This is a genomic window from Pedobacter sp. B4-66 (assembly GCF_018492665.1).
GTDB lineage: Bacteria > Bacteroidota > Bacteroidia > Sphingobacteriales > Sphingobacteriaceae > Pedobacter.
Genome location: NZ_JAFVME010000010.1, coordinates 37,586 through 64,238, shown reverse-complemented (window position 1 = coordinate 64,238; position 26,653 = coordinate 37,586). Strand labels below are relative to the sequence as shown.

19 protein-coding genes are annotated in these 26,653 nt (G+C 38.3%); 17 read left to right on the top strand and 2 right to left on the bottom strand.

The window, feature by feature from the left end:
• Positions 1–17 precede the first annotated feature (17 nt).
• From J1905_RS17005 to mnmL, 10 genes are all read left to right on the top strand, one after another.
• Positions 18–7,052, top strand: coding sequence for a type I polyketide synthase (locus J1905_RS17005; RefSeq protein ID WP_214228489.1), 7,035 nt, complete (start codon positions 18–20; stop codon positions 7,050–7,052).
• Between the two features lie 12 nt (positions 7,053–7,064).
• The gene (locus J1905_RS17000; RefSeq protein WP_214228488.1) at positions 7,065–11,375 is read left to right on the top strand and encodes a type I polyketide synthase; all 4,311 of its coding nucleotides are present in this window, start codon (positions 7,065–7,067) and stop codon (positions 11,373–11,375) included.
• Positions 11,363–11,662, top strand: a complete 300-nt coding sequence (locus tag J1905_RS16995) for an acyl carrier protein (protein WP_048907178.1) — start codon at positions 11,363–11,365, stop codon at positions 11,660–11,662. The genes J1905_RS17000 and J1905_RS16995 overlap by 13 nt, the downstream gene beginning before the upstream one ends.
• Entirely contained in the window at positions 11,653–12,417 is a 765-nt protein-coding gene (locus J1905_RS16990; protein WP_214228487.1) for an alpha/beta fold hydrolase, read from the top strand. The genes J1905_RS16995 and J1905_RS16990 overlap by 10 nt, the downstream gene beginning before the upstream one ends.
• Positions 12,410–13,615, top strand: a complete 1,206-nt coding sequence (locus J1905_RS16985; protein ID WP_214228486.1) for a glycosyltransferase — start codon at positions 12,410–12,412, stop codon at positions 13,613–13,615. The genes J1905_RS16990 and J1905_RS16985 overlap by 8 nt, the downstream gene beginning before the upstream one ends.
• 8 nt (positions 13,616–13,623) lie before the next feature.
• Positions 13,624–14,829 (top strand): glycosyltransferase, encoded by a 1,206-nt coding sequence (locus J1905_RS16980; RefSeq protein WP_214228485.1) that lies wholly within the window; start codon positions 13,624–13,626, stop codon positions 14,827–14,829.
• 5 nt (positions 14,830–14,834) lie between these two features.
• A complete protein-coding gene (locus J1905_RS16975) occupies positions 14,835–16,091 on the top strand; it encodes a condensation domain-containing protein (protein WP_214228484.1) in 1,257 nt (418 codons plus the stop codon).
• Positions 16,088–17,356 (top strand): condensation domain-containing protein, encoded by a 1,269-nt coding sequence (locus J1905_RS16970; RefSeq protein ID WP_214228483.1) that lies wholly within the window; start codon positions 16,088–16,090, stop codon positions 17,354–17,356. Before J1905_RS16975 ends, J1905_RS16970 begins: the two co-directional genes overlap by 4 nt.
• On the top strand, positions 17,349–17,849 hold the full coding sequence (locus J1905_RS16965) for a hypothetical protein (RefSeq protein ID WP_214228482.1): 501 nt from the start codon (positions 17,349–17,351) through the stop codon (positions 17,847–17,849). The genes J1905_RS16970 and J1905_RS16965 overlap by 8 nt, the downstream gene beginning before the upstream one ends.
• A gap of 89 nt (positions 17,850–17,938) precedes the next feature.
• The gene (gene mnmL, locus J1905_RS16960; RefSeq protein WP_214228481.1) at positions 17,939–18,898 is read left to right on the top strand and encodes a tRNA modification radical SAM protein MnmL/YtqA; all 960 of its coding nucleotides are present in this window, start codon (positions 17,939–17,941) and stop codon (positions 18,896–18,898) included.
• Between the two features lie 42 nt (positions 18,899–18,940).
• Here mnmL and J1905_RS16955 read toward each other — a convergent pair whose 3' ends face one another.
• Positions 18,941–19,423 (bottom strand): SRPBCC family protein, encoded by a 483-nt coding sequence (locus J1905_RS16955; RefSeq protein ID WP_214228480.1) that lies wholly within the window; start codon positions 19,421–19,423, stop codon positions 18,941–18,943.
• 339 nt (positions 19,424–19,762) lie between these two features.
• Here J1905_RS16955 and J1905_RS16950 point away from each other — a divergent pair, with 339 nt between their 5' ends.
• The 3 genes from J1905_RS16950 to J1905_RS16940 all read left to right on the top strand — a co-directional run bounded on the left by J1905_RS16950 (position 19,763) and on the right by J1905_RS16940 (position 22,892).
• Positions 19,763–21,139, top strand: a complete 1,377-nt coding sequence (locus J1905_RS16950) for an ammonium transporter (RefSeq protein WP_214228479.1) — start codon at positions 19,763–19,765, stop codon at positions 21,137–21,139.
• A 44-nt stretch (positions 21,140–21,183) separates the two neighbouring features.
• Positions 21,184–22,212, top strand: a complete 1,029-nt coding sequence (locus J1905_RS16945; RefSeq protein WP_214228478.1) for a porin — start codon at positions 21,184–21,186, stop codon at positions 22,210–22,212.
• Between the two features lie 107 nt (positions 22,213–22,319).
• Positions 22,320–22,892 (top strand): DUF4468 domain-containing protein, encoded by a 573-nt coding sequence (locus J1905_RS16940; protein ID WP_214228477.1) that lies wholly within the window; start codon positions 22,320–22,322, stop codon positions 22,890–22,892.
• Between the two features lie 4 nt (positions 22,893–22,896).
• On the opposite strand, the gene J1905_RS16935 is transcribed toward J1905_RS16940, so the two are convergent.
• Positions 22,897–23,370 (bottom strand): ribonuclease H-like YkuK family protein, encoded by a 474-nt coding sequence (locus tag J1905_RS16935; RefSeq protein WP_214228476.1) that lies wholly within the window; start codon positions 23,368–23,370, stop codon positions 22,897–22,899.
• Positions 23,371–23,638: 268 nt separating this feature from the next.
• Between J1905_RS16935 and J1905_RS16930 the strand changes: the two genes are divergently transcribed.
• The 4 genes from J1905_RS16930 to J1905_RS16915 all read left to right on the top strand — a co-directional run bounded on the left by J1905_RS16930 (position 23,639) and on the right by J1905_RS16915 (position 26,652).
• On the top strand, positions 23,639–23,857 hold the full coding sequence (locus J1905_RS16930) for a hypothetical protein (RefSeq protein ID WP_214228475.1): 219 nt from the start codon (positions 23,639–23,641) through the stop codon (positions 23,855–23,857).
• Positions 23,858–23,883: 26 nt separating this feature from the next.
• Positions 23,884–25,191: a DEAD/DEAH box helicase gene (locus J1905_RS16925; protein ID WP_214228474.1), complete on the top strand. Its 1,308-nt coding sequence runs from the start codon at positions 23,884–23,886 to the stop codon at positions 25,189–25,191.
• 47 nt (positions 25,192–25,238) lie between these two features.
• Positions 25,239–25,472 carry a DUF1456 family protein gene (locus J1905_RS16920; protein ID WP_173090868.1) on the top strand — a complete coding sequence of 78 codons (234 nt, stop codon included), beginning with the start codon at positions 25,239–25,241 and terminating at the stop codon, positions 25,470–25,472.
• Between the two features lie 304 nt (positions 25,473–25,776).
• Positions 25,777–26,652, top strand: coding sequence for an ROK family protein (locus tag J1905_RS16915; protein WP_214228473.1), 876 nt, complete (start codon positions 25,777–25,779; stop codon positions 26,650–26,652).
• The last annotated feature ends 1 nt before the right edge of the window (position 26,653 follow it).

Sequence of the window (26,653 nt, the reverse complement as noted above, 5' to 3'; positions counted from 1 at the left end):
AATCATCCCTCAACAACATGAAAACTCCCATAATTATTGGAATAACTCCACTTGAACGGCCTGATGTAAATCTTGCTCATGCGGTGTCAAATGCGAAGGCATTTCCTGTGCTTCATCTCGGAAGAGATAAAGCCGTAGCTGCTGATGCGTTAGAGCAGTTGTCAAACAAATGTTCGAAAGGATTTGGCGTGTGCCTGATTTCGGACGATTTTAAGGATATCATTTTGCCAGAACAGGTAACAATGATCATCTTACCTTACGGAATACAAATCACCAGAAAAAAGCAGGTAAAACTGTTTTATCAGGTTTGCAGTGTTGAAGATGCTAAAAAAGCCCAGGCAGAAGGTGCTGATGGTATCATCGTAAAAGGTAATGAAGGTGCCGGAAAGGTAGCTTACGAATCGTCGTATGTATTATTTCAACGCATCGCCAAAGAAGTTAAAAATATAGATATATATGTACAGGGTGGAGTTGGTATACATACCGCTGCTGCTTTAATTGCTTCAGGTGCAACAGGAGTTGTGCTAGATAGTCAGCTTACATTGTTCCCTGAATGCAGTGTGCCCACAGTCATAAAGCAAGCTTGCGAAAAACTAAGCGGTAATGAGACCAGACTTATTGGGAATTGCCGTGTATTGGTACGTCCAAATTCACCTGTGCTTGTTGATAATGCTACAGAAAAAGACCTTGAACCCTATTTCAATGGTTTTGATTTGGAGAAATCGTTCCTCCCGATGGGACAAGATATTTCTATTTCAGTAGATCTTGTAAATCGTTATAAAAAATTAGATAAGTTAGTATTTGGCATACAAGAAGCTGTTTACGGTCACCTTAATCAAGCTAAATCAATCAATGTGATTAGTCCTCGTAATGCTTTGGCTAAGGATTTAAATATTACTTATCCTATTGCACAGGGGCCCATGACAAGGGTTAGTGATGTTGCACCTTTTGCCAATGCGGTTGCTGAGGCAGGGGCATTGCCTTTTGTGGCATTATCACTGCTGAAAGGTGATCGTGCAAAGGAACTGATTAGTGAAACAAAAAAACTTGCCGGAAATAAAACCTGGGGTGTTGGTATATTGGGTTTTGCTCCTCAAGAGCTGCGCGATGAGCAGCTGGAGTATATAAAACAAGAAATGCCTCCTGTGGTATTAATTGCGGGTGGCCGACCATCGCAAGCTAAACCGCTTGAAAAGTTAGGTGTTAAAACTTTTCTTCATGTGCCATCGGTATCTCTTTTGGATATGTTTTTAAAGGAAGGTGCCAAACGTTTTGTTTTTGAGGGAAGAGAATGTGGTGGGCACGTCGGTCCATTGTCGAGCATGGTGCTTTGGGAGAAGCAAATTGAGCGACTATTAAAAGAAGATCAGCCGGAACAGATCAGTGTGTTTTTTGCTGGAGGAATCCATGATGCTTTATCTACTGCATTTATTGCTGTAATGGCGGCGTCACTGGCAGCAAAAGGTGTAAAGGTTGGGGTGTTAATGGGTACTTCTTATTTGTATACTAAAGAAGCGGTTGCTACAGGTGCTATTCAGGATAAATTTCAGGAGCAAGCTATGGCATCTAACGATACAGTGTTGCTTGAAACAGCACCGGGTCATGAAACAAGATGCTTAAATTCTCCATTTGCAGCATTTTTTAATGAAGAAAAAGAAAAGCTTCAGAAAGAGGGTATAGATAAAAAAGAAATCTGGGCAAAACTGGAAGGTTTAAATGTTGGTCGTCTTCGTATTGCTGCAAAAGGAATTGAACGCCAGGGTGATAAGTTGGTGACAATTGCTGAAACGGATCAGTTACATCTTGGTATGTACATGATTGGCCAGATAGCGGCAATGCGTAATGAGGTTGTTTCTGTTTTAGATTTACATAAGGATGTTGCCGAGGGCAACTATAAATATATCGAAAATGCAGAGTTGTCTGCAATTCCTGAGGCTAAAGAAAAATCGTTAAATGTAGCCATCGTAGGTATGGCTTGTATTTTTCCGGGAGCAAAAAATATTGAAGAATACTGGCGTAATATTATTTTGGGTAATGATTCGGTTACTGAGGTACCTGATGAACGCTGGAATAAAGAGCTGTATTATAACCCGGAATCAACAGATAAAGATATGTCTCACTCTAAGTGGGGTGGTTTTATTCCTAAAATTGATTTCGATCCACTGGAATATGGTATTCCTCCACAGTCGTTAGCTGCAATTGAACCAACTCAATTATTGAGTTTAATGGTGGCCAAACAGGCAATGGAGAATGCCGGTTATAAAGATGGCAGCTTTAATGCAGAGAATGTATCTGTAATTATTGGTGCTGAAGGTGGAAATGACCTTGCGAACAGCTACAGTTTCAGAGGGTTCTTTAAACAGGTGTTTGGCGAAATGCCGGCAGAGTTGGATGAGCTGTTGCCAAAAACAACAGAAGATTCTTTCCCGGGGATTTTAGCGAATGTGATTTCAGGACGTATTACCAACAGGTTAAATCTTGGTGGGCGTAATTATACTGTAGATGCGGCATGTGCCTCATCTTTAGCAGCTATTGATTTGGCTTGTCAGGAATTGTTTCTTGAAAAATCAGATATGGTACTTGCCGGTGGTGCCGACCTGCACAATGGCATCAACGACTTCCTGATGTTCTCCAGCACACATGCTTTATCCCGCAAGGGAAGATGTGCAACCTTTGATGCTGAGGCAGATGGCATTGCATTGGGTGAAGGTGTTGCTATGGTAGTATTAAAAAGGCATGAAGATGCTTTGAGAGATGGCGATAGAATTTATGCTGTAATTCAGGGGATTGGTGGTTCTAGTGATGGCAAGAGTCTTGGTTTAACTGCACCACGTAAATCGGGTCAGGTTAGGGCACTTGAACGTGCCTATGGCCAGGCAGGTATCTCGCCATCAGTTCTTGGGTTAGTTGAAGCTCATGGAACAGGTACAGTAGTGGGTGATAGAACTGAGCTTAGTGCGTTAACCGATATGTTAAATGAATCGGGCGCAAGGGCTAATCAAACTCACCTCGGATCAGTAAAAACTCAGATCGGACATACGAAATGTGCTGCCGGTTTAGCAGGTTTAATAAAAGCTGCACTGTCTGTTTACCATGGGGTAAAACCTCCAACCATTAATTTAAAAAAGCCGAACAGTTATTATAATAGTAGTACAAGTCCTTTTGCTTTCCATACCGAAGCCGGTCTTTGGATGGAAGATAAGCGTTACGCAGGAGTAAGTGCTTTTGGTTTCGGAGGGACTAACTTCCATGCGGTTATTGAAAGTGATCATAAAGTTTCTGAGCAGGCTCCAGCATTAACTTCATTACCATCTGAGCTTTTCGTTTTTAGAGGTGATACTTATGAAGAAGCCAAAAAGCAATTGAGCAATGTGAAGGCTTTACTGGATGAAAATGACAATATAGATTTAAAAGATATTGCCTTCAGTTTGGCGCTTGGAAACACTAAACAGATACAATTAAGTATTGTGGCTGATAGGGTTGAAGACCTAATCATGAAGATTGATCTGGCTTTGTCTGGTGTTGAAAGTAAAGATACTTACATCACTAAAAGGAGAGAAGGTAAGGTTGCGTTTATGTTCCCTGGTCAGGGCAGTCAACGTATTAATATGGCTAGAGATCTGTTTGTGATTTTCCCTGCTATGCGCAAACTGTTAAAGAACCAGATTGAATATGAGCAAGTTCTTTTCCCTAATACCGTATTTGATGAAGCTTCTTTAAAAGCTCAAAAAGAAAGAATTAAGGATACCCGTATGGCTCAGCCGCTATTGGGTATTGTTGATCTGGCAATTGCCAATTTCCTTAAAGATTTAGGTATTGAACCTGATATGGTTGCCGGTCATAGTTATGGGGAGTTACCTGCTTTGTGTTTTGCAGGTGCTTTTGATGAAGATCAACTGGTGTTTTTAAGTGAACAACGTGCTAAAGCTATTCTGGATGCTGTAGAAGGTGAAGATACCGGCGCTATGATTGCGGTAACAAGTAAGGAAGATGAAATATTCAAGGTTATTGATGGAATGAAGGATGTTTATGCTGTAAACTATAATTCGCCCACTCAATTGGTAATTGCAGGTACAACACCGGCAATTAAAAACCTTGCTGAGGTACTTAAGACTGCTAAAATTTCTTTCAGACCGCTAGAAGTTGCTTGTGCTTTCCACAGTCCGTTGGTTGCTAAATCAAAAGCACTTTATAAAAATGTACTTGATGAGGTTGAATTTACTAACCTGAACCTGCCGGTTTGGTCTAATACCACTGCGGCTCGTTATCCTACAGGAGCTGAGGCCGTAAAGGAAAGACTTACCGATCACCTTGTAAAACCTGTGAAATTTGTTGAGCAGGTAGAACAGATGTACCAGGATGGGGCAAGAATATTTATTGAGGTTGGGCCTGGGAAGGTATTGACTGCTCTTGCAAAAGCATGTTTAGGCAGAGATGAACTTTTGCTTTACGCAGAGGACAATAGCCATAATAAGATAACGCACCTGCTTTGTACAATTGCTACCTATATGGCGACAGGACGTGATGTTAAATTGGAAAAATTGTTTGAAGGACGTAATGGCAAACTTTTAAATCTTGATGAACCGGGACAGTACAAAAGGAGTAAAACAGTTTGGTATGTGAATGGGCAGCACGCTATTCCATCTGTAGGGAAGCTACCTGCTAACGGAGCTTTGCCAATAGTACAGCCAATTAAACTAAAAGGAACAGAATTGAAAACAGAATATATAAATACACCCTCTAATGGGGCCGAACAAATGATGCAGGAGTATCTGAACAGCATGAAGATGATGATTCAGGCGCAACGTGATGTAATGTTAACGTTTTTAGCTCAGCAGTCGCCTAACATGCAAATGCCTCAGCAAATGTATGTTCCTGCGCCAGCCGTAGTGCAACCTACATCAAGTGTACAGATTGCAGCTGCACCGCAAGTAGTTGCAGTTCAGTCGGCAGTTGCCGCTCCTGTAAAATCGGTAGCCGTAAAAATTGATGTTAAAGCAGTTTTAATGAGCATTGTAAGCGATAAAACTGGTTATCCTCAGGAAATGCTTGGTATGGAAATGGATTTAGAGGCTGATTTAAGCATCGATTCTATTAAACGTATGGAGATTATCGGCTCTTTGCGCACAGAACTGGGTGGTTTTAGTAATGCTGATAAAAATGAAGATGCTTTTATGGAGCAACTGGCAGGTATTAAAACCCTAAATGGTTTAGTAAACTGGATTAATGAAAATACAGCGTCGGCATTGCCAGTTGCGGAGGAGGTTGAAGCATTAGATGTAAACGTAGCAGTAAGTAATGTGAAATTTACACTTGCCGATATTAAATCAGCTATACTTTCGGTTGTTAGTGACAAGACCGGTTATCCTCAGGATATGCTAGGTATGGATCTTGATCTGGAAGCGGATTTAAGTATAGATTCTATTAAACGTATGGAAATCATCGGCGAGCTGAAAGTAAAGATTGGCTTTAATAAAAGTGAGGATAGTGGCGACGATTTAATGGAAAAACTTGCAGCTATTAAAACGCTTAATGGTCTGGTAAATTGGATTTCTGAAATAGAAACTGAAGGTGCAGAAACTGTTACAGAAGCTAAAAAGATTATTCAAGAAAGTGCTAACAGCTATAATGAGGCTTTGTCAAGACTTCGCTTTGAGCTTACGCCTTCAGAGCTTGTAAATAAAGATACTTCGGCCTTAAAAGGAATTCATTTTGCAGTAACTGATGATGCTGGTTTACAAGCGGGAGCTATTAAAGAATTGTTTGAGGCGCAAGGTGCAACTGTAGATATTGTTTCTGCTAAAGATAGCTTAACAGGCTATAAAGGTTTAATCATGCTGAACATGTTTGCCTCGCCGGATAAGGCTACTATTATTGACAATATTGCAATGATTAAAGAGTTGAACTTTGAGGAGATGAAATGGGTGTATTTGATTTCGGATACCAAAGGTCATATGAATAATGAAGCAGATACTGCCATGTTAAGGCATTTTCAGGGTTATTCAGGTTTGTTTAAAAGTTTAGATAAGGAATACGAAAACACTAAATGCAGGATTGTTAGTTTAACAACAAAATCTTCTGCAGAGGAAATTGCTGTGATTACCTTAAATGAGATTTTGAATCCTGATGTGCCTTCTGAGGTTATATATGATGGGGCTCAAAGGCAAACACTTGAACTTATTCCTTCACAATTGATAACAGGATTGTCCGATTCTCATATTCAATTGAGTAAAGATGCTGTGGTGTTGGTTCTTGGGGGGGCACAGGGTATTACTGCTAAGTTAACAACGCATTTTGCAAAGGAATATCCTTGCAGATATATTTTGGTCGGTCGTTCTCCTGATCCACGAACTAATGGATTGGAGCAGTTTGCGGCTATGAAAACTACAGAAGAGATCAGAGCTTACCTAATCAAACAGGGTGGGATTAAAAAACCATCAGAAATAGAAAAGGAAACGAGTCGCATTTATAAAAATAATCAGATTCTGGAAACTATTACTTCACTTGAAAAAGAAGGCTCCGTTGTGTCCTATGCTTCGCTTGATTTGCGTGATGAGGAAGGCTTAAGCAAATTTATTGGAGATGTTTATGCAGCGTACGGAAGGATAGATGGGGTAGTTCATGGTGCCGGTTTGTTGGAGGATAAATTGTTTCATGGTAAAACAGTGGAATCATTTAAGCGAGTTTTTGAAACTAAGGTAACGCCTTTACGTGTGCTTGCAGAGCAACTAAGACCTGAAACTCAGTTTGTAATTTTCTTCTCGAGCATCGCTTCTGTTTACGGAAATCGTGGACAAACAGATTATGCCGCTGCAAACAGTGTAATGGACAGATATGCCTGGGCATTAAACGCAAAAATAAAAGGCAAGGTGATGGCGATAAACTGGGGCCCCTGGAAAGGCGCCGGAATGGTTTCATCAACACTTGAAAAAGAATATGAACGCAGAGGTATTTCGATGATACCATTGCAGGATGGTATGGAAACCTTTGTAAATGAAGTTAAATACGGAAATGAGAGTCAGGTACTCATCATGGCAGGAAGTAACTGGTAGCCAGAGGGTGTTATGAAAAAAACGGATGTAGCTGTAGTAGGAATGTCTTGCATTTTCCCGGGTGCGGGTGATGTGGAGACATTCTGGCAAAATATAATTAATAAGGTAGATTCTACGCAGGTTGTTCCTGCGAACAGAATTGATCAGGTACATTTTGAAAAGGGTTCATCTGGCGTAGATCGTTTTTATTGTAATCGCGGAGGTTTTATCCCTGAGGTGGAGTTTGAGCCTGCAAATTTTGGGATACTCCCAGTCGCTGTTGAAGGTACTGAGCCGGATCATTTGCTAACGCTTAGTCTGGTGCAAAAAGCATTGGAAGATGCCGGAGTATTTGAAAAGAATGTTTCTCTTGATAAAACCGGTATTATTATAGGTAAAGGTAACTATGCCGGGCCTGGAGCTACGCGTGCAATAGAAATTGTTAGAACAGGAGAGCAGATTGCAAGTGTGTTAAAAGATCTTTTGCCACACCTGGGCGATGAAGAAATAGATAAGGTAAAGAAAGAGTTTCAAGTTCGTAAAGGCCGTTTTGGTGCTGATACTGCAATGGGGCTTATTCCAAACTTGGTGGCTTCTTTAGTCGCTAACAGGTTGAATCTTGGCGGTGTAGCTTATACTTTGGATGCCGCTTGTGCCAGTTCTCTTATTGCAATTGATCATGCGGTGCAGGAACTGAATAGTAACCGCTGCAATATGGTTATTGCAGGGGGCGTTCATGTTGGTCAGAATGCAGCATTTTGGAGTATTTTTACTCAACTTGGTGCGTTATCCAGAAAAGGAAAAATTGCTCCTTTTGATGAGGGGGCTGATGGATTACTTATTGGAGAAGGCTGCGGGTTTGTAGTATTAAAACGCCTTGAAGATGCAATTGCTGATGGCGACAGGATTTACTCAGTACTAAAAGGTATTGGGGTTAGTAGTGATGGCAGTGGTACTAGCGTAATGAGCCCTTCAGTAAAAGGACAGATTAAAGCGATTACTCAGGCCTGGGAAAATGCAGGTGTCGATTTAAAAGATATAGGATATATTGAGGCGCATGGTACCGGTACTCCATTGGGTGATAAAACTGAAATTGAGACCTTATTGCAGTTTTTTGGTAATGATGCTTCATTGCCAAAGGCGGGTCTAGGAACGGTAAAGTCTAACATTGGCCACGCGATGCCTGCCTCAGGTATTGCCGGGTTGATAAAAACATCATTGGCATTGTATCATGGTATTATTCCGCCAACATTACATTGTGAAGTGCCTTTGGCACAATTAAAAGAAACAAGATTTAAAGCAGTTCAAGATGCTCAAGATTGGGAAGCTTCAGGTTTGCCAAGAATCGCAGGAGTTAATGCCTTTGGTTTTGGGGGTATAAATGCACATGTGGTACTTGAGGGGTATGGAGCTAATAAACCAGAACCTACTTCTGTTTCAACGAATGCTAAAACTGATGAGGTATTATTAATTGCGCGCCATAGTCACCAGGCTTTGCTGAGCGCTTTGGAAGCCAATGATAAAGATCCGGGTGAAGGACAATATCGCATTGCGGTGTTTGATCCAACTCCGGAAAGAATAAAGAAAGCGCTTAAAATTGCAGGGAAAGACAATCCATGGAGAAATAAGCAAGATATATGGTATACCAATGAACCTCTTTTAAGCAATGGTGGTAAAGTCGCTTTTGTATTCCCTGGTCTTGATGGCTTAGCCGGAGGAGAAATTTTGAGTGTTGCTGAGCATTTTAATATAGCACATAAAGAAGCTTTGGTTTCTGGTGGTTTATTGGATGAGGCTTTGAAGATTCTGGAGAAAAGTAGTATTCTGGATACTGCCATTAAACAGTTAGGGGTGCTGCCGGATATGAACGCCGGACATAGTTTAGGTGAATGGCTTGCCGCAAGATCTTCTGAATTAGCGGAAGAATCATCGGTAATGCAATTGTTGAATTACCTCAATCCGGAAACATTTGAGTTAAAAGATTCCAAATTTATTGCCGTTGGATGTGGAATTGATAAACTGCAACCTATTATTGAAAACATAGATCAGTTATATCTTTCTAATGATAATTGTCCGCAACAGGTTATTCTTTGTGGAACTAATGCAGCGCTTGATGAACTTGTTCCAATATTACGGAATCAGCAGATCTTTCATCAGATATTGCCTTTTCAGTCTGGTTTTCACTCGCCTTTTGTGGCAGATAAGCTAGATGTGATGTTGGACGGCATGAAAGATATGCAGTTCAGAAAAACGAAGTTCCCTTTATGGTCGGCCACAACACTGGAGCTTTATCCTGAAGGTTTTGAAGCAATAAGGCAATTAAGTGTAGAGCATCTGATAAAACCGGTTCGCTTTCGTGAACTAACTGAGCGACTTTATAATGAGGGCGCAAGGATGTTTGTGCAAATTGGGTCTGGTGGATTGATTGGTTTTATTGATGATACTTTACGTGGTAAAAATTTTAGCTCGGTATCTTCAAATGTGCCAATACGTTCTGGTATTGCACAGTTACAACGTGTACTTGCGGCATTGTTTATAGAAGGCAAAGAAGCGGGAATGCAGTTTATGGGCTATGGCAAGAAGAATGTTGCCGCTAGAAAGGGGATGGTACTGCAGCTTGGTTTACCTATAATTAATAACATTGCCGGTATTAAAGCACTGGCAATAAAACAGGAAAAGAGTGCTTATCGCAAAGATGTGATTTTAGAGGATGTTGCTGCTCACCCTTTAATGAAAGCATTTAATGAGAATGTTGAAGAGATGATTGATATTCAATCTGAATTACTTCAATTGTTTAAAAATGGAGTTTCTGGTAATGGAGGCTTCTCTTCGGCGCAGACAACACATCCTGCTCAAACTGTAAATGCTCCTGCTCCGATAGTGAGAACTTCTGGACAGCGAGTTCCGTTTTCTAAAAAACTGGATGTCAGCTTAGATAATTGCCCATATCTGGTAGACCACTCATTACTTAGACAACCTAAGGGATGGCATTGTGTTGATGATATGGATCCGGTAATTCCGATGACAATGATCTTTGAAATGTTCGCTGAAATTGCTGCAGAACAGTCGCCTGAAGAACAGGTACAAAAGATCTTGAATATTAAGGTGTTTCAATGGATGAATGTTGCAAAGCCATTTGTAGAAACGGTTGTCGGAGAGTGGAAAAGTCAGCAACTGGTATATCTGAATCTGGAACGTTTTGCAAATGCAGAGGTACTGCTAACAGGCAAACTTGCTGATGATCCTTTGAGGAGTTTTGATATAGGTAAGCTTTTAGATATCGATAGAACAACTGAGCAGATTTATGATGGACACATGTTTCATGGTCCTGGCTATCAGGGTATAAAGAAATTAATTGCAGTTGGCGAAAAGGGTATTACGGGTATCATTGAAGGTGATGCTGGAAAGGGGTCGCTTTTAGATAATGCGGGACAACTTTTTGGCTTATGGCTACAGCTTACACTGACAAAGGATCGCATCGCTTTCCCGGTAAAAATACAGGAGATAGAGTTTTTTGATGATTTTAAAGATCAGAGAGGAAGCTTTGAATGTACATGTGTACTCACTGATTTGAATGATGAATTTGCTACGGCAGATTTTGTGATGAAAAGAGATGGTAAGGTCTGGGCAATAATAACTGGCTGGCAAAACAGAAGATTGGAAATTGATGATGCTTTGTGGAGTGTATCCATGTCGCCATTAAACAACAGACTTTCTGAAGAGATTGCACCGGGTGTATTCATGTTCCATAATGCTTATAGCAGGGTTGTTTCCTGGGATTTCATCTTAAAACGCTATTTCAATCAGGATGAGAAAAAACATCATAATTCTTTATTGCCGAATAAGCGTAAAGAATGGATGATTAGCAGGGTGGCAGTAAAAGATGCAGTCCGCAATTTGCTAAACAAGACCAAACAGGAAGCATATTATCCAATTGCTTTTGAAATCAAATCTGATGAATTCAGGAAGCCTTATCCTTATGGCAGTATGACAGATGGAATCCATGTTTCTATTGCTCATAAGGGAACTGATGCGGTGGGTATTGCCCAGTATGATCGCTCTGTGGGTATTGACATAGAAAGGATTGAGGAACGAAGTGTAGGATTTGGTGACCTTGTTTTCTCTGAAGAAGAAAAAGCTTTATTGGCTGATAAGGACAATGCAGAATGGTCAACTCGTTTTTGGGTAGCAAAGGAGGCTTATGGGAAATATCTTGGAAAGGGATTAATGGGGAATCCGAAAGCATATACCATACAGGAGATTAGAGGGGAAGAATTAAGAATTAACGACATATTCATAAAAACTATAAAACATAAAAATTATATAATCGGATGGACGCAGTAGTATCGACAGCAAAACTGAATAGCAACGAGATCTTTGATCTTATGAAACAATTTATTACTGAGGTGATAGGTGAAGAATTTGTAGAAGAAATGGATATCACCATGGAAAGCTCTTTCACTAAAGATCTTGAGATGGATAGTATTGAAATTGTATCCTTTTCTGAGAAAATTAAAGCACATTTTGGTGAGCAGATAGACTTTACAGGATGGTTGTCTAACATGGATCTTGATCAGCTTATCAATCTGAATTTAGGTACGATTGTTAATTATATAGAGGAATGCCAGTAATAGAGGTAAATAACAGGGGGGTGCATATTCAGGAACTGAATAAGGGAGCTGCGGAAACGGTGCTGCTTGTTCATGGGATGTTTAGTAACCTTTCTATTTACTATTTTAATATTGCCCCCATTTTAGCGAAACACTTTCATGTGGTGATGTATGATCTTAAAAGTCATGGATTGAGTGAAAGAATAGCAAAGGGGTACGACCTTGACAGCATGACTGATGATCTTGTGAGCTTGATGGATAGTTTAGGGATTATTAAAGTACATCTGGCAGGATATAGCTTTGGGGGACTTATTGCTTTAAAAATGGCATTACGTTTTCCCGAAAAGGTGAAAAAGCTTGCTGTTATAGAGGCCCCAGATCCTAATGATGATAAAACAAGGGATATCATCGATGATTATAGCAGAGAGTTTCTGGAACATTATGTAACCAATTTTACCGATACTACGAAGGTAAAAATGGGTAAACGACAAATGGAACGTAACCATCGCATGTACGAGTATCTTTTTCATGAAACTAGCATAAAGAGTGATATGATTCTTGAAAAAGAGTTTTTTAGTGCGGCTGAGATTTCTGATATCGAGCAGGACACTTTATTGCTGTATGGTTCGCAGTCGAATTGTTTGGGGGCAGGTAAGAAATTGAAAACAAAGATAAGAGGAGCGGCTTTGCTTGAGGTGAACGGCGACCACAATATTCCGATTCAGGAGCCGGTAAGTGTTGGTAATATCATGGAAACATTTTTTAATAATGGCTAAATTCGTTTTTATAGTTCCGCCTTTAACAGGGCATATTAATCCTACATTAAGTATCGGTGCAGTTTTGTTGCGTCGTGGGCATGAAGTAGCCTGGATTAGTCTGGATAAATCTTTGGCTTTACGTCTCCCTGAAGGTGGACAACTGCTGCTGATCGAGTATGATGAAAGTGATCAGCAAAAGCAGGATAGCGAGAAGTATCTTGATATCATTACCAAAAAGATTGTTTATGGTATCGATAGTATAAAATTCCTTTATGAGGAGGTGTTGATTCCTTTGAACAGGCATAGCTATGAGGGGATTCTGACTTTACTAGATGAGTTTAAACCAGATCTGATAATTACAGACCATCAGATGTTTGCCGGAGCTATAGCTGCGGCTAATAAAAACATTCCTTATGCAACTTCTGTTACGGCACCTGCTGCGATTAAGGTTATGGATGAGCTTCCTAAGATTCATGAATGGGAAGTAAATCAGATTGTAGCACTTCAAAACGAGTTGGGTATTCAAAGCGAGAATTCTATTGCTTGTTCAGATTTGTTAACAATGGTTTTGACTTCGAAAGCATTTTTTGGAGAAATGGAATTGCCCTCTAACTATCAGTTTGTTGGTCCTGTTATCCATAAAAGAGCCGGACAAACTGCCTTCGATTGGCAAAAACTAGAGCAGAGTGAGCAGCCAAAAGTATTGGTCAGTATTGGGACTACTTTTGATCATGAGCACAAGAAGAGCTTTTTTGCTAAGGTAATTGAAGCCTTTGCCGACGAACCTTTAACTGTAGTAGTGGTTTCTGAACCTTCATTGTTTGAGGAATGGCCTGATAATTTTATTGTTCAGCGTAATGTTCCGCAATTAGAATTACTTCCTCATTTAGATGCAGTGGTTTGTCATGGAGGCCATAATACTGTTTGCGAAACTTTAATTAATGGTTTGCCAATGGTGGTAGTGCCTATTGCATACGACCAGTCGCATGTTGCTGGTAGGGTGGTTAGAGTGGGGGCTGGATTGAGGTTGAATTTTAATCGATTTAAGTCAAGACATCTAAAAGAAGCTGTTGAGGAGATTTTAAACAATAGTGATTTTAAAGAAGCAGCGCAAAAAATGAGTGCTTCTTTTGAAGAGGCTGGTGGAACGGAGACTGCTGCAGATTTGCTAGTGCAATTAAGTGCGGTGAGGTATGTTGAAGTATTAAATAATTAAAAGAAATTATGTCAAAGTTTTTGTTTGTTGTGCCGCCGTTTTTTGGTCATATAAGCCCAACATTAAGTATAGGAGCTAGTTTAATTGCCAGGGGGCATGAGGTAAAATGGTTTGGAATCACGCCTCTTGCGGATTCTCATATCCCTGAGGGTGGTGAATACATCTATCCGGAGGGTGACTTGGTTGAGTACCAGGAAGAACTTCAGAATATATTAAAACGTCAGGATGACGGCCCTGCCTGTTCTGGACCGGAAGTAATGAAGCTTGCACTTGAAGAAACCTATGTTCCGGTTGCTCGCATTATGATGAAAGGCTTAGGTAACTTTGTGGATGCGTGGAAACCGGATGTAATTGTAAACGACTGTATCACTTTTGCAGGAGCTTTATGTGCTCATATTAAAGGGATTCCTTGTGTTACCAGTACGCCTGTTCCACCAGATGTAATGGGTGACACAGCTAACAGTGCACCTAAAATATTTGAATGGCAAGAAAATCTGATTAAAGGCTTGCAGAGGGAGTTTGGTGTATATGGTGATGAGATTGTAATTCACTCTCATAAAATGAACATCGTTTTCACTTCTGAAGAGTTTGCAGGGGATCAGAATTGGATGCCACATATGAAATTTGTTGGGCCGGTTAAAGGCCGACCAAATCATACAGCTTTTGATTGGGAGAGACTAGAAAAGGCTACTACTCCTAAGGTGTTTGTTTCTTTGGGAACTTTATTGGTTGATATTAGAAAAGAGTTTTTTGGTAAGCTGATTGAAGCTTTTGCGAATGCTCCGGTAACTATTGTAGCGGCTACCAATCCTGATATTTTTGAACAATGGCCTGATAATTTTATTGTAAATGGTTTTGTGCCACAGGCTGAGTTGATGCCAAAAATGGATGCTGTGATCTGTCATGGTGGTTTTAATACAGTTAATGATACTTTCATTAATGGCTTGCCAATGCTGATCACTCCAATTGCCTATGATCATTTTCATACTGCTAAGCTTATTGAGAATGCGGGCTGCGGTATTAAAATACGATATAAGAGGTTACGTATTGAGGACATGAAAAAGGCAGTTTTTGAATTGCTCGAAAATCCTGTATACAGAAATGCCTCATTAAGAATTAAAGAGACATTTCTTGCTGCAGGTGGAAATGATAAAGCAGTACAGCTTCTTGAAGAGTTTGCAGATGCAGAACAAGTATTGGTAACTGTTAATTAATACTGATGAAAAGAAAACTCCTATTTGCCGAAAGAATGCTCCATGGAAATGGAGACTTGCCATTTAATGCTGTAATCCCAATAAAGTTAAAAGGTAATTTTAAGGCTGAGGATTTGCATCTTGCATTAAAAAAGCTTCAGGACAAACATCCATTGTTGAATGCTTTTGTAAAGGATGATGAGAAATCAATGCCATGGTTTGTCGTTAGTGAGAAGATTGAATTACCTATTCCTTTAAGAATTGTTACACGAACTAGTGATGATGACTGGAAAACAGAGTCGATGAAGGAGTGGACGACGGTATTTGATACAAGATCAGGGCCGTTAATGAGGTTGGTATGGATAAAGGGTGAGGAGTTTTCTGAATTTATCATGGTTATTCATCATTGTCTTTGTGATGGAGGTTCTGCTATGGCAATTTTGGCAGAGCTACTTTTACTTATTGATGATGGTTCGGTGGATATTGGTAGAGAGGATCCAATATTAAGGATTGAAGATATTATACCTGTTTCCATTCTAAATAGTAAGAAAAAGATCATCAAAGCTAAATTAATTGGTGGTGTGGCAAATCTGTTCTTGTGGTTGGTTCCAGTAAGTAAGAAGAAACTCATTGAAAGAAAGCGAGATTACATGATTCACTGGAAGCTTGAAAAAGAACTCAGTGATCGGTTAATCCGCAAATGTAAATCTGAAGGAGTTACTGTTAATACTGCATTATGTGTGGCGGTATTAAATGCTTTTAAGGAAGTCCGCAAAGAGGGGTTTCATAATAAAATTTCCTTGCCTGTTGATATTCGGCGGTTTGCGCCAAAAATAAAAAGAGATAACATTTTTGCTTTTGGTTTGATGCTGGTGGTTTCTGCAGACAAAGGTCTTGATTTTTTTGCCGATGCTAAAAGAATGCAAGAGGACATCGATAAGAAAACAGCAAAACTAGATCCGTATGAAACAATTATGATGATGGAAGAATCTCACCTCTCATTAAATAATTTTACTAATTTTTTAAAGTACGGTAAGTCGAGTAATGATTGCATGTTTTCTAATTTGGGGAGGGTAGATATTCCTCATCAATATAAAAACTTTGCGGTAGAAACTATTTTTAGTCCTTCTGTAATTGGGCCGCTGGGAAATACAACAACACTTGTTACCTCAACTTATCTCGGACAAATGGACTTTACATTTATTGCCAGTGAAGGTTTTATTCCTTATGCTGAGGCGCAGACCATTAAAGAAAAAATGATGGAAATACTGAATAAGCTATGAGAAGAAGACTGATCATGGGAGAGCGAATCATGTACGTGGATTCTTCTACTCCTTTAAATTGTGTGTTTGCAGTAACTATTCGTGGTAGTTTTACTCTTGAAAGGTTACGTAATGCATTAAATAAAATGCAACAAAAACATCCTTTATTGCGAGCAACTATAAAGGAGGATGCCAAAGGTGTTCCTTATTTTGTTTCCAGCAATAAGCTTGCTGAAATTCCCATTAGGATTACTGAGCGGGTTTATGACAATGATTGGAAGGTGCAGTCTAAAGTTGAGTGGGCGAAACTCTTTAATGAGAAGAGCGCTCCATTGGCTAGGCTGGTGTGGTTAAAGGATACTGATGTTTCTGATTTAATTTTGGTTTGTCCACACTGTATTTGTGATGGAACAACCTTTGTGACTTTGATGAGTGAAATGTTGGAGTTACTGGATAAGCCTGAAAAGGAACTGTCGAGTTATCTGCCTTTTAATTCTATGGAAGGGTTACTTTCACCGTCATTTAAAGCAACTAAAGGACAGATTTTAAAAGCGAAGTTTTTTTCAGTCGTTGCTAAACTATTTTTTCTTTTTAAATCGACGAAAAATAAGAAACCAACAGGACAAAATTATTTATTGCACTGGAGGTTGGATGCAAGTAAAACTGCTGCGCTTACTGCTGAATGTAAGGCTGCGGGTGCAAGTGTTCATGCCGCCTTGTGTGTTATTTTATTAAGTGCTTTTCAGGCGATAAGGGGTAATAAAGTACATGGGAAAGCCATTTGCCCGGTTGATGTGAGGAAATTTGTTGCTGAAATAAAGGGGGATAACATGTTTGCTTTTGCACCTATTGCTGAATTATCAGTTGACGATAAGATTGTTGGTTTTTGGGAAAAGGCGAAGAAAGTAAAGGATGATCTGAATACAAAAATTGCGGCTATGAGAGTTCATGAACTACTAGTTATGAGTGAGTATTTTCATGGTTCAGTAAGTAAGATGGTGAAGTATCTGCTAACCACTGATGGGACACATGATGTAACCTTTTCGAATATGGGCAAATTGGGGATTCCTGAAAAATATGATTCTTTTGAGGTAGAAGCAATTTATAGTCCTACAGTGGGGTTTCCCTGGAGAAATCCCAATACTATAGTGGTAAGTACTTTTAAAGGAGAAATGGACTTTACATTCTGTTCCAATGATGCTTTTTTGCCTGAAAGTGAGGCCGCCGCAATTAAAAATAAAGCGCTTGAATTGGTAGAACAAGTGTTGATGATGAATTATGTTTAAAGAATTAAAAAGTGATGATGTGAGATTGAGAAAGTTTGTTCAAAGAAACCTGCTGTTTTATCTCATTCCCAATGTTATCGCCAATACTATTATCCCATATTTTAGTTTTAAAAAGTTTGATGCAGTTCATTTGTTCCAGGGTGAGAATTGTGTTGCGAGGTTTCTTTTGCCAATGGCGCTGTTACTTCCATTTATCATCACTTTTGATATTTTGAAAAAAACGATTGCACTTTCTGAAGAGGGAAAAGCAGGTTTTGTGCTGCCTGATAATTTTACGAAGAATAAATTCATGTTTAAGATGGCTGGTGCTAACGGTGTAATTACTTCGTCTGTTATTTTGTTATTTATGTTGCTTGTGCAAGCAAGTGTTCCTAAAGATTATAGCTTTAATGGAGATTTACTCTCTATTCTTTTAGGTGTATTAGCTGGCACATTGTCTGTAGTTTTTACACTTTGGCCAATTAAAAAAGTAATGGAACTAAAAACCGCTTAATTTCCATTTTAGTAGTAACTCTCTAAAGGCTAACAATCATTCTTTCTTAGAAATAAATTAAAAGCTGTATTTTTGCAAGAAAAAAGCAATTGGGAACTTTACTGGATCAAGGAATAAAAGGGTATAAAAATTACGGAACACACCTTAAGGAGAAATATAACGGCCAACGTGTGTTTAAGGTAATAGTTGATGGTGGGTTTACTTGTCCTAACCGTGATGGTAGTAAAGGTTATGGTGGTTGTACCTATTGTAATGTAGATTCTTTTACTCCCGAACTTTCCAGAAAACTGCCAACCATACGCGAGCAATTGGAGCAGGGTATGGAAAGAGGTAAAGGTTTTTATAAAGCCGATAAATTTATTGTTTATTTCCAGCCTAATACGAATACCTATGCTCCGGTACATTATCTAAAAATGATGTATGATGAGGCATTATCTATAAATACAGAAGATGTTGTCGGTTTTTCTGTAGGTACCCGACCTGATTGTATTGATGCAGAAAAGGTGGCTTTACTTGAAAGCTACGCTGATCGCTTTGATGTAGATTTGGAAATGGGTATGGAATCTATATACGACGAGACTCTTAATCAGATCAATAGAGGATGTAGCCATGGAGAGTTTGTTGAAGCAGTGAAATTGCTTGAGAATAGTAAGCTTGATTTATGTGTGCATACTATTTTTGGTTTTCCATGGGAAACTGAAGAGATGATGTTAGGTTACATCCATGAAATTAATCGTTTCCCACAAATTAAGTTTGTGAAATTTCACCACCTTCACATCGTAGAAGGTTCAATTATGGGAGTGAAATATAAAAAGGAACCATTCAAATTGTTCTCATTAGAGGAGTATACCGACCTACTTTGCAAGTTAATTCCACTATTGAGGCCGGATATCGTGATTCAACGATTATTCGGGATATCAGACTGGGACTTGTTAATCGCGCCTAACTGGGGCTTAAATAAGTCTGCTATTCAAACTTATATTGATAAAGAAATTGAACGCAGAGGTGTAGTACAAGGATCAGAATATATAGCTAAATTAAGGGTGTAGATGCAGCCGTTTTCTTTCATTAATAGTATCCTTATCCAGAGGTCACTTAAGGATCTCTGGATAAGTTCCAAATAATTCAATAACCTTCTCTTTTCTGAAATTGAATATTTGCTGCAGTTTATCAGCAACAAATATCTTATTGGCTATTCTTCCCAGGATACCCATTGGTAGAGCATACGTTAATATATCTGTCATCTCTGTTCCGCCTTCTATTGTTTTAAAGTGGTGTTGATGATGCCAGAACTTATATGGGCCAAATCGCTGCTCATCAATAAAATATTTTTCTTTTCTAATTTGAGTGATTTCGGTCATCCAGTTGAGATTGACTCCTGCTATTGGAGATATCTTATAGGTGATGATCATTCCGGGATACATTTCATCTATGTGGCTAGGGGCTGAAGTTACCCTAAAGGCGACCTCCTTTGGAGTTATTTGCGCCAAATTCATTGGTGAAGAGAAAAAGTCCCATGTTTCTCTTATTGATATTGGTAGTTTCTGTTTAAAAATTAAATGATACGATTTCATAATGTATTTAAAGATACGCTAAATATCTGAATTTGATTTTTTCTGACTTGTTGCGTCTGTTTTTGTTTTGTTTGTTGTTTTTTTATGTGTGTTTTTTAATTTTTGCTAATTTTTGTTGTTTTGTTAAAAAATAAAGGTGTTTTTGTGTTGAATGTGATAAATATTTAAAAATATAGATGTGATTTTGTTAAATTTCTATGTTTTTTGTCTGGTTTTTTAGTTTTTAAATATGTTTTTTGTGTTTTTGTTTGATTTAAAATATGAATAATTGAAAATTATACCTAGTTTTATCAAAAAATCAGATAAAGTATAATTATAAACTAGTAAAATCTAACAGTTATGGCAAAAGTTTTATTTAAACAGTGGGGCCCGTTTGCAGTTTTATTAATAATTGCAATTTTAGCTCTATTTATCCCTCTACTTCCCAACTTTGATGAGGGAAAATACAGTGCTCCAGATATTGCATTTGTATTGATCGCTTCAGCTCTTGTATTTTTAATGACTCCAGGCTTGGCATTTTTTTACGGAGGAATGGTTCATCGTAAAAATGTTCTTTCTACGATGATCAAAAGTGTTGTGTCTGCAGGAGTAATTACTGTTCTTTGGGTAGTAGTTAGCTTTAGCTTGGCATTTGGGGATACAATTGGTGGCTTTATTGGTGATCCAAGGACTTTCTTCTTCTTTCAGGGTGTAAATTCTAGCCCTTCATGGAGTCTTGCTGCAACTATTCCGCTTTCATTATTTGCTGTTTTCCAGTTAATGTTTGCGATTATCACACCAGGACTTGTTGTAGGTGCGGTTGCTGAACGTATTCGTTTTACTTCTTACATCTTATTCATCGTATTGTTTTCATTATTTGTTTATTCTCCGTTAGCACATTGGACATGGCATCCAGAAGGCCTTCTGTTTAAAATGGGAGTGTTGGATTTTGCAGGTGGTACTGTGGTTCACATCTCTGCAGGTATGGCTGCTTTGGCTGGGGCTTTAGTGTTAAAACGTAGAAAATCTCATATTGAGCATAATGAAGTTCCACCAGCAAATATTCCTTATGTATTAATAGGTACAGGTTTGTTATGGTTCGGATGGTTTGGTTTTAATGCTGGTTCGGCATTAGGAGCAAATAGCCTAGCTGTTTCTGCATTCCTTACTACAAACATTGCAGCTGGTGCAGCTGGTCTGTCATGGATGTTCTTTGATGTGTCAAGAGGAAAAAAACCTTCTGTACTAGGCTTTTGTATAGGTGCAGTAGTTGGCTTGGTTGCTATAACCCCGGGTGCTGGATTTGTTAGTATCCCTTCAAGTATCTTTATTGGTGTTATTGCTGCTGTAATTTCTAATCTTGCCGTTTCATGGAAACAAAAAACCAGTCTTGATGATACCTTAGATGTATTCCCATGCCATGGCGTTGGTGGTATAGTAGGTATGTTGCTAACAGGTGTTTTTGCTACTAAAACCGTTAACGGTGCAGGTGTAGATGGTTTATTATATGGAAACCCATCTTTCTTTATTACTCAGTTAAAAGGTGTTGTGATTGTAGTGGTATTCAGTTTTGTAATGTCATTCATAATCTTCAAACTAATTAATCTGGTACAACCAATCCGTGTTACTTCGGAAGAAGAAGAAGAAGGCTTGGATGCTTCTCAGCATAATGAGAAATATTCTCAAGGTACTTTGATTGTTGCTTCAACTGGAGTAGAAATAGAAAATACATTTTAAACCGACCACGAACCGTCTAAATTATCAACCTCAAACCGAAAATTATGAAATTAAAATCAATATTAACCATAGCACTATTATCTATTGTTTCGGCTACATATGCACAGGAAGCCGCTGAAGCGCCGCTTCAAATTTCGGGATCTGTTGATACGTATTTTAAATATGATTTTGCGAAAGCCCCAAATATTAAAACCTATTTTGCTAATGAGCAAAACTCGGTTTCTATAGGGATGATCGATTTGGCTTTAAAGAAAACTACCGGTAAGGCTTCATTTGTTGGAGAGTTGTCTTTTGGTCCAAGAGGACAGTCTCAGTCTATTCCAAATGGACCAGATGGTGATTCTTTTCATATCCAGAACTTATATGTTAATTACGCGTTTACTGATAAATTTAGTATGACTGCGGGTTACATGGGTACATTTGTAGGATATGAGGTAATATCGCCAGTGGCTAACTTTAACTATTCAACCTCGTATCTATTTGGTGCAGGTCCTTTTCAAAATGCAGGTATCAAAGGTACCTATGCTTTTTCTGAAAAAGTTAGTTTGATGGTTGGCTTGTTCAATGACTGGAATGTTTATCAGGATCTTAATGGAGTTTCTCATGTAGGTGCTCAATTAATGGTTGCTCCGGTTGAGGGATGGTCCGCATATTTAAACTTCCTATCTGGTTATTCAGCTGGTGCTGGAGGTACAGGTACGATCTTTGATTTAACTACTGCTTATCAGGTGACTGATAAATTTAAGCTAGGTTTAAATGCTGCCGATTACTCGGTTACTAATGACAATGGTGGTTATTCGGGTGTTGCTTTATACCCACAATATGCATTTACCCCTGCTGTTTCATTAGGATTAAGAGGCGAGTATTTTAACATTAAAGGCACAGGAGATGTGTCGGATAAAAGTGTAGCTTCTGTTACTTTATCCGGTAATATTAAAGCCGGGGGATTAACTTTTATCCCTGAGGTTCGTTTAGATGGTGATAAAGATTTTTCTCAGGAGTTTGTGAAAACAAGCGGTGCCTTGTCTAAAACTGCTTCACAATTCTCTTTAGCTGCGGTTTACGCATTTTAAGAGTTTGTGCGAAATATTTTTTAATTTTAAACCGCCGGAAATTATTCTCTGGCGGTTTTTTATTCCCTTCTATAGAAATTAGTATGTGTAGCCCGATGAAAAAAATAATGACCTCTTTACTTCTATTAATGTTTGGTTTTAGTGCATTTTCTCAAACAGGCGTCTTGCCTACGGATGAGCGAGGTAAATATACTTTTTTAGAGGTAGTAGAGCTTCCTCTTGTTAAGAAAGATGTGATGTCTGCAAACGCCAAACGATTTTTTAAGGGCTATTCAAAATCTATTAAGCTAGATCCCACAGAAGGAGATACTGCTTTTTATGGAAAGGGTAAAATGATTTTAAGTAAAAACCTCGTTGGCGTAGGTCATCCCACTGGCGAGGCGAGATATAACATTTCTTTAGAGATTAGAAACGGTAAATATAGATTGATACTTACCGATTTTATAGTTACTCCATATGAGCGAGATCGTTATGGGAATTTTGTTCCAGTGACCGTTAGTACAGCCCTTGAAAAATCTCCAGGCAAATTAAATAAAGCCGAATGGGAAAAGAATATGGCTTTTATTGCCGCGGAATCCAGAAAGATTGCGGAAAAGTTAAAGACTATAATGAGTAATACGATAAAGGATCCAAAGCCTGAGGCAAAGAAACCGGCAGCTGTCTCTACCACAACATGGTAGCAGTTTAATGCACCATTTTATCTGCACAGGTAGAACTGGCAAAAGCTTCTGGTTTTGCTTTAAAAATAAAGCCCATGCTTAAAATATAACCCATAGCCTCATTTAAAGCTTTGTTTGACTTAAACATTGGGTTGGTGTTAATGTCAGCATGTACTTCCAGATCTACATCATACAGATCTAAAAGATCGCAAATTGAGTAAGCTGTTTCTATTGATTTTTGGACTTCAATAAGCATTCTTTCCTTTATGCTCATTCGCTGCGGAGTTTTCTCTTGATGGATGTACATAAAACCTCCATGATGTTCTCTTAACAGGACTATTACAGTCGCAAAATCGGTTAAAGCTCCCTTAACCTGAGAATCTGTACCAATGCAGACTTTAAGGTGGAAGCCTTTCTCAGTTTCTCTGATGATGGCTTTTTCTACTTCTTCTAATATGGGTGAATGGATTACCTCACCACTAAATTTCTTCCAGATCATACGCTAATTGGTGTTATCATAAACAACCCGTATTCAGGTTTCTTAAAAATAAGAGGATTAAATTAAAATGAAGTTAATTCTTTGTTGTTTAATTGCTAACAATTACTTAGTTGTCAACATGTTAGTGTGTTGTTTTGTTTTGGGATCGCGTATTTAATATATGCCGGCTATACTATTGTAAATGGAATATTCGTTAAAACAAAACAGCGCTTAATATGATTGTATAATATAAATGTACCAATAATAAATTAATCAGATTGAAATCATTATGAAGACAGAATTGATAAATGAGTTTTATTTGATGCAACGGAGTAGGGCATCTGTAGATTATAATGAAATGCTGGATGAAAGAGTATATAGCCCTATTAAGGATGCCAATTGGAAGATGACCACATGGATTAGTGAAAGAGGGCGTATGCTAATGAATCTGGATGTTAAGTTAAATAGTTCATTGAAACACTTAAGAAAGAAGTATCTAAAGTTTTAATGCGTTAATTCCACTATCTTTGCGCCATGATGGTAGAAAAGGTATTGGGGAATTTAAAAATAGCTTCACTAAATGAAATGCAGCAGGCATCTGTTGCTGCGTGGAAAAAAGGTGGGGATGTAGTCCTGCTGGCTCCAACAGGATCTGGTAAAACAGTGGGATTTTTATTGCCTATACTAAACAATTTAAGGGCTGAAGTTAAGGGAGTGCAGGCTTTGGTGCTTGTTCCTTCGCGTGAGCTTGCTTTACAAATTGAAAGCGTTTTTAAGCAAATGGCTACTGGTTTTAAGGTGAATTGCTGTTATGGAGGTCATGCAGTAAGAACGGAACGGAATAACCTTGAGGAGCCACCTGCAGTACTTATTGGTACGCCAGGCAGAATAGCTTATCACCTTCGTCATGAGAATTTTGATGAGTCTACCATAACTACGCTTGTGCTGGATGAATTCGATAAAGCGTTAGAATTCGGTTTTCAGGAAGATATGTCTTACATCATCAAAAAACTACTTTCTTTAAAACAACGGATGCTTACTTCAGCCACAGCTATGGAAGAGATTCCAGAGTTTACAGGTGTTAGTAAGCCAGTTGAAATTAATTTTTTAAAGGATGTAAAAGTTGTTCCTGATTTAAAACTTAAGAAAGTATTGACTACTGCTGAAGATAAGTTGGATACTTTACTAAAGTTGATTTGTAAGATCGGAAACAAAAATACCTTGATCTTTTGTAACCATAGAGAAACGGTTGATCGTATTAGTGATTTGTTGATCGATAAAGATCTGGCTCACGATATTTTTCATGGAGGAATGGAGCAAGATGAAAGAGAAAGAGCATTATTGAAATTCAGAAATGGAAGTATAAAAATTCTTATTACTACTGATCTTGCATCCAGAGGTTTGGATATTCCTGAGGTACAATGTATCATTCATTATCAACTCCCTTATACTGAAGATGCATTTTTGCACCGTAATGGTCGTACAGCCAGAATGAATGCAAAAGGCACTGCATACCTTATTATAGCTGATGATGAAAAGTATCCGTTTCTAAAATCTGATATTGAAACTGAAAATCTGAAAGGTGATTTTAAATTGCCGGGAGATAGTGACTGGCAGACACTATATATTGCTGCTGGCAAAAAGGATAAAGTAAATAAAATTGATATTGTAGGTTTATTGCTAAAAAAGGGTGGTTTGCAAAAAGAAGATGTAGGATTAATTGAGGTTAAAGACCAATCTTCTTATGTTGCAGTTAAGCGTAGTATGATTAACCGAATCTTAAAATCTTTGGCCAATGAGAAGATCAAAGGTAAAAAGGTTAAGATAGAGGTAGCAATGTAATTGAATTCAAAATATTTAAGGAAATTTAGCATATAATACTCAACAGTATGAGCAATAATGACATTTTTAAAAAGTTGCGGGTAGCACTTGAATTGACTAATGATGATATTATTAAAATCATGGAATTAGTAAACTTTAAAATTACCAAGAGTGAATTAGGCTCTTTTTTTAGGAGTGATGATCATCCGAATTTTAAGGCTTGTGGTGATCAGATTCTTCGTAATTTTTTAAATGGCTTGGTTATCTACAAACGTGGACCAAGACCAGAAAAACAAAAATAGTTCTCTTATTCTCATTTGCAGGTCTGTAAATAATCCCTCAAATAGACTTTCCCCATTATGCATTAATGCATTCTGTCGCCTTCTGCGACATGACGAGCGCTTTAGAATAATGACAATTGTTATTACATAAAGAGAATTTTTGTGCAATGGTTTGTTTTGGTTAGCCCAATCGTATTAGCTTTGTTATTTCCTTTGGAACTAACAATAAAAAAATGCAAATAAATTTTGCTAAAACGGTTTAAATGCCTTTATTTGGGTTATAGAATGAAATCAATTCTATTGTAACCAAATAGACCTAAACTAAATGAACACTAAAACCTCTAGACTTCCCTTCATCGGGGTTGACATTGGCGGATCTCACATCACAGCAGCACACGTAGATTGTACAACATATAAAGTTATTGATAGTACCATGCAGCGTTTGCGCGTTGCTTCAATGGACGAAAATGCTGAGGTAATTATTCAATCTTGGGTTGATGCACTTTCTTCATTAATTTTAAAATCATCTGAAGAAACAATAAGAATTGGTATTGCTATGCCCGGACCTTTTGATTATCAGGAAGGTATCTCTTTAATGAAAGGTCAGCAGAAATACGATTCATTATATGGATTAAACATCCGCACCATTTTATCTGAAAAATTAGGTATCCCCGGCGATCATATCGTTTTTATAAATGATGCAGAAGCATTTTTAAGAGGTGAATTGGCTTCAGGCGCTGCTTCAGATTTTGAAAGAGCAATAGGGGTAACCTTAGGTACAGGATTAGGCTCAACAAGTAACTGCAATGGTAGAGTTGTTGATGTAAATCGTGCATTTGTTCCTTTCTTAGACAGTATTGCCGAAGAATATATCTCAACCAGATGGTTCTTAAAACATTATAAAGAGTTAACTGGGAAAGATGCTAAAAACGTAGAAGAATTGCTTGCTACCGCAGACGAATCTATAAAAGATCAGTTGTTTGAAGAGTTCTCTACAAATTTGGCCACTTTCTTAAATGATTTTATTGCGGATGAAAATCCTCAGGTGTTAGTAATTGGTGGAAACATTGCTAAAACATGGGATTATTTTATTACTAAATTGCAAGATAAATTAGTTAATAAAACCGTGGTAATAAAGCAAAGCGAGATGTGGGAAGATGCAGCTCTTGTTGGTGCTGCATGTACCTGGATAAGTAATTAGA

Coding starts and splice junctions, on each gene's coding strand:
- J1905_RS17005 (WP_214228489.1), top strand. CDS start 18: ATGAAAACTCCCATAATTATTGGAATAACTCCACTTGAACGGCCTGAT.
- J1905_RS17000 (WP_214228488.1), top strand. CDS start 7,065: ATGAAAAAAACGGATGTAGCTGTAGTAGGAATGTCTTGCATTTTCCCG.
- J1905_RS16995 (WP_048907178.1), top strand. CDS start 11,363: ATGGACGCAGTAGTATCGACAGCAAAACTGAATAGCAACGAGATCTTT.
- J1905_RS16990 (WP_214228487.1), top strand. CDS start 11,653: ATGCCAGTAATAGAGGTAAATAACAGGGGGGTGCATATTCAGGAACTG.
- J1905_RS16985 (WP_214228486.1), top strand. CDS start 12,410: ATGGCTAAATTCGTTTTTATAGTTCCGCCTTTAACAGGGCATATTAAT.
- J1905_RS16980 (WP_214228485.1), top strand. CDS start 13,624: ATGTCAAAGTTTTTGTTTGTTGTGCCGCCGTTTTTTGGTCATATAAGC.
- J1905_RS16975 (WP_214228484.1), top strand. CDS start 14,835: ATGAAAAGAAAACTCCTATTTGCCGAAAGAATGCTCCATGGAAATGGA.
- J1905_RS16970 (WP_214228483.1), top strand. CDS start 16,088: ATGAGAAGAAGACTGATCATGGGAGAGCGAATCATGTACGTGGATTCT.
- J1905_RS16965 (WP_214228482.1), top strand. CDS start 17,349: ATGTTTAAAGAATTAAAAAGTGATGATGTGAGATTGAGAAAGTTTGTT.
- J1905_RS16955 (WP_214228480.1), bottom strand. CDS start 19,423: ATGAAATCGTATCATTTAATTTTTAAACAGAAACTACCAATATCAATA.
- J1905_RS16950 (WP_214228479.1), top strand. CDS start 19,763: ATGGCAAAAGTTTTATTTAAACAGTGGGGCCCGTTTGCAGTTTTATTA.
- J1905_RS16945 (WP_214228478.1), top strand. CDS start 21,184: ATGAAATTAAAATCAATATTAACCATAGCACTATTATCTATTGTTTCG.
- J1905_RS16940 (WP_214228477.1), top strand. CDS start 22,320: ATGACCTCTTTACTTCTATTAATGTTTGGTTTTAGTGCATTTTCTCAA.
- J1905_RS16935 (WP_214228476.1), bottom strand. CDS start 23,370: ATGATCTGGAAGAAATTTAGTGGTGAGGTAATCCATTCACCCATATTA.
- J1905_RS16930 (WP_214228475.1), top strand. CDS start 23,639: ATGAAGACAGAATTGATAAATGAGTTTTATTTGATGCAACGGAGTAGG.
- J1905_RS16925 (WP_214228474.1), top strand. CDS start 23,884: ATGATGGTAGAAAAGGTATTGGGGAATTTAAAAATAGCTTCACTAAAT.
- J1905_RS16920 (WP_173090868.1), top strand. CDS start 25,239: ATGAGCAATAATGACATTTTTAAAAAGTTGCGGGTAGCACTTGAATTG.
- J1905_RS16915 (WP_214228473.1), top strand. CDS start 25,777: ATGAACACTAAAACCTCTAGACTTCCCTTCATCGGGGTTGACATTGGC.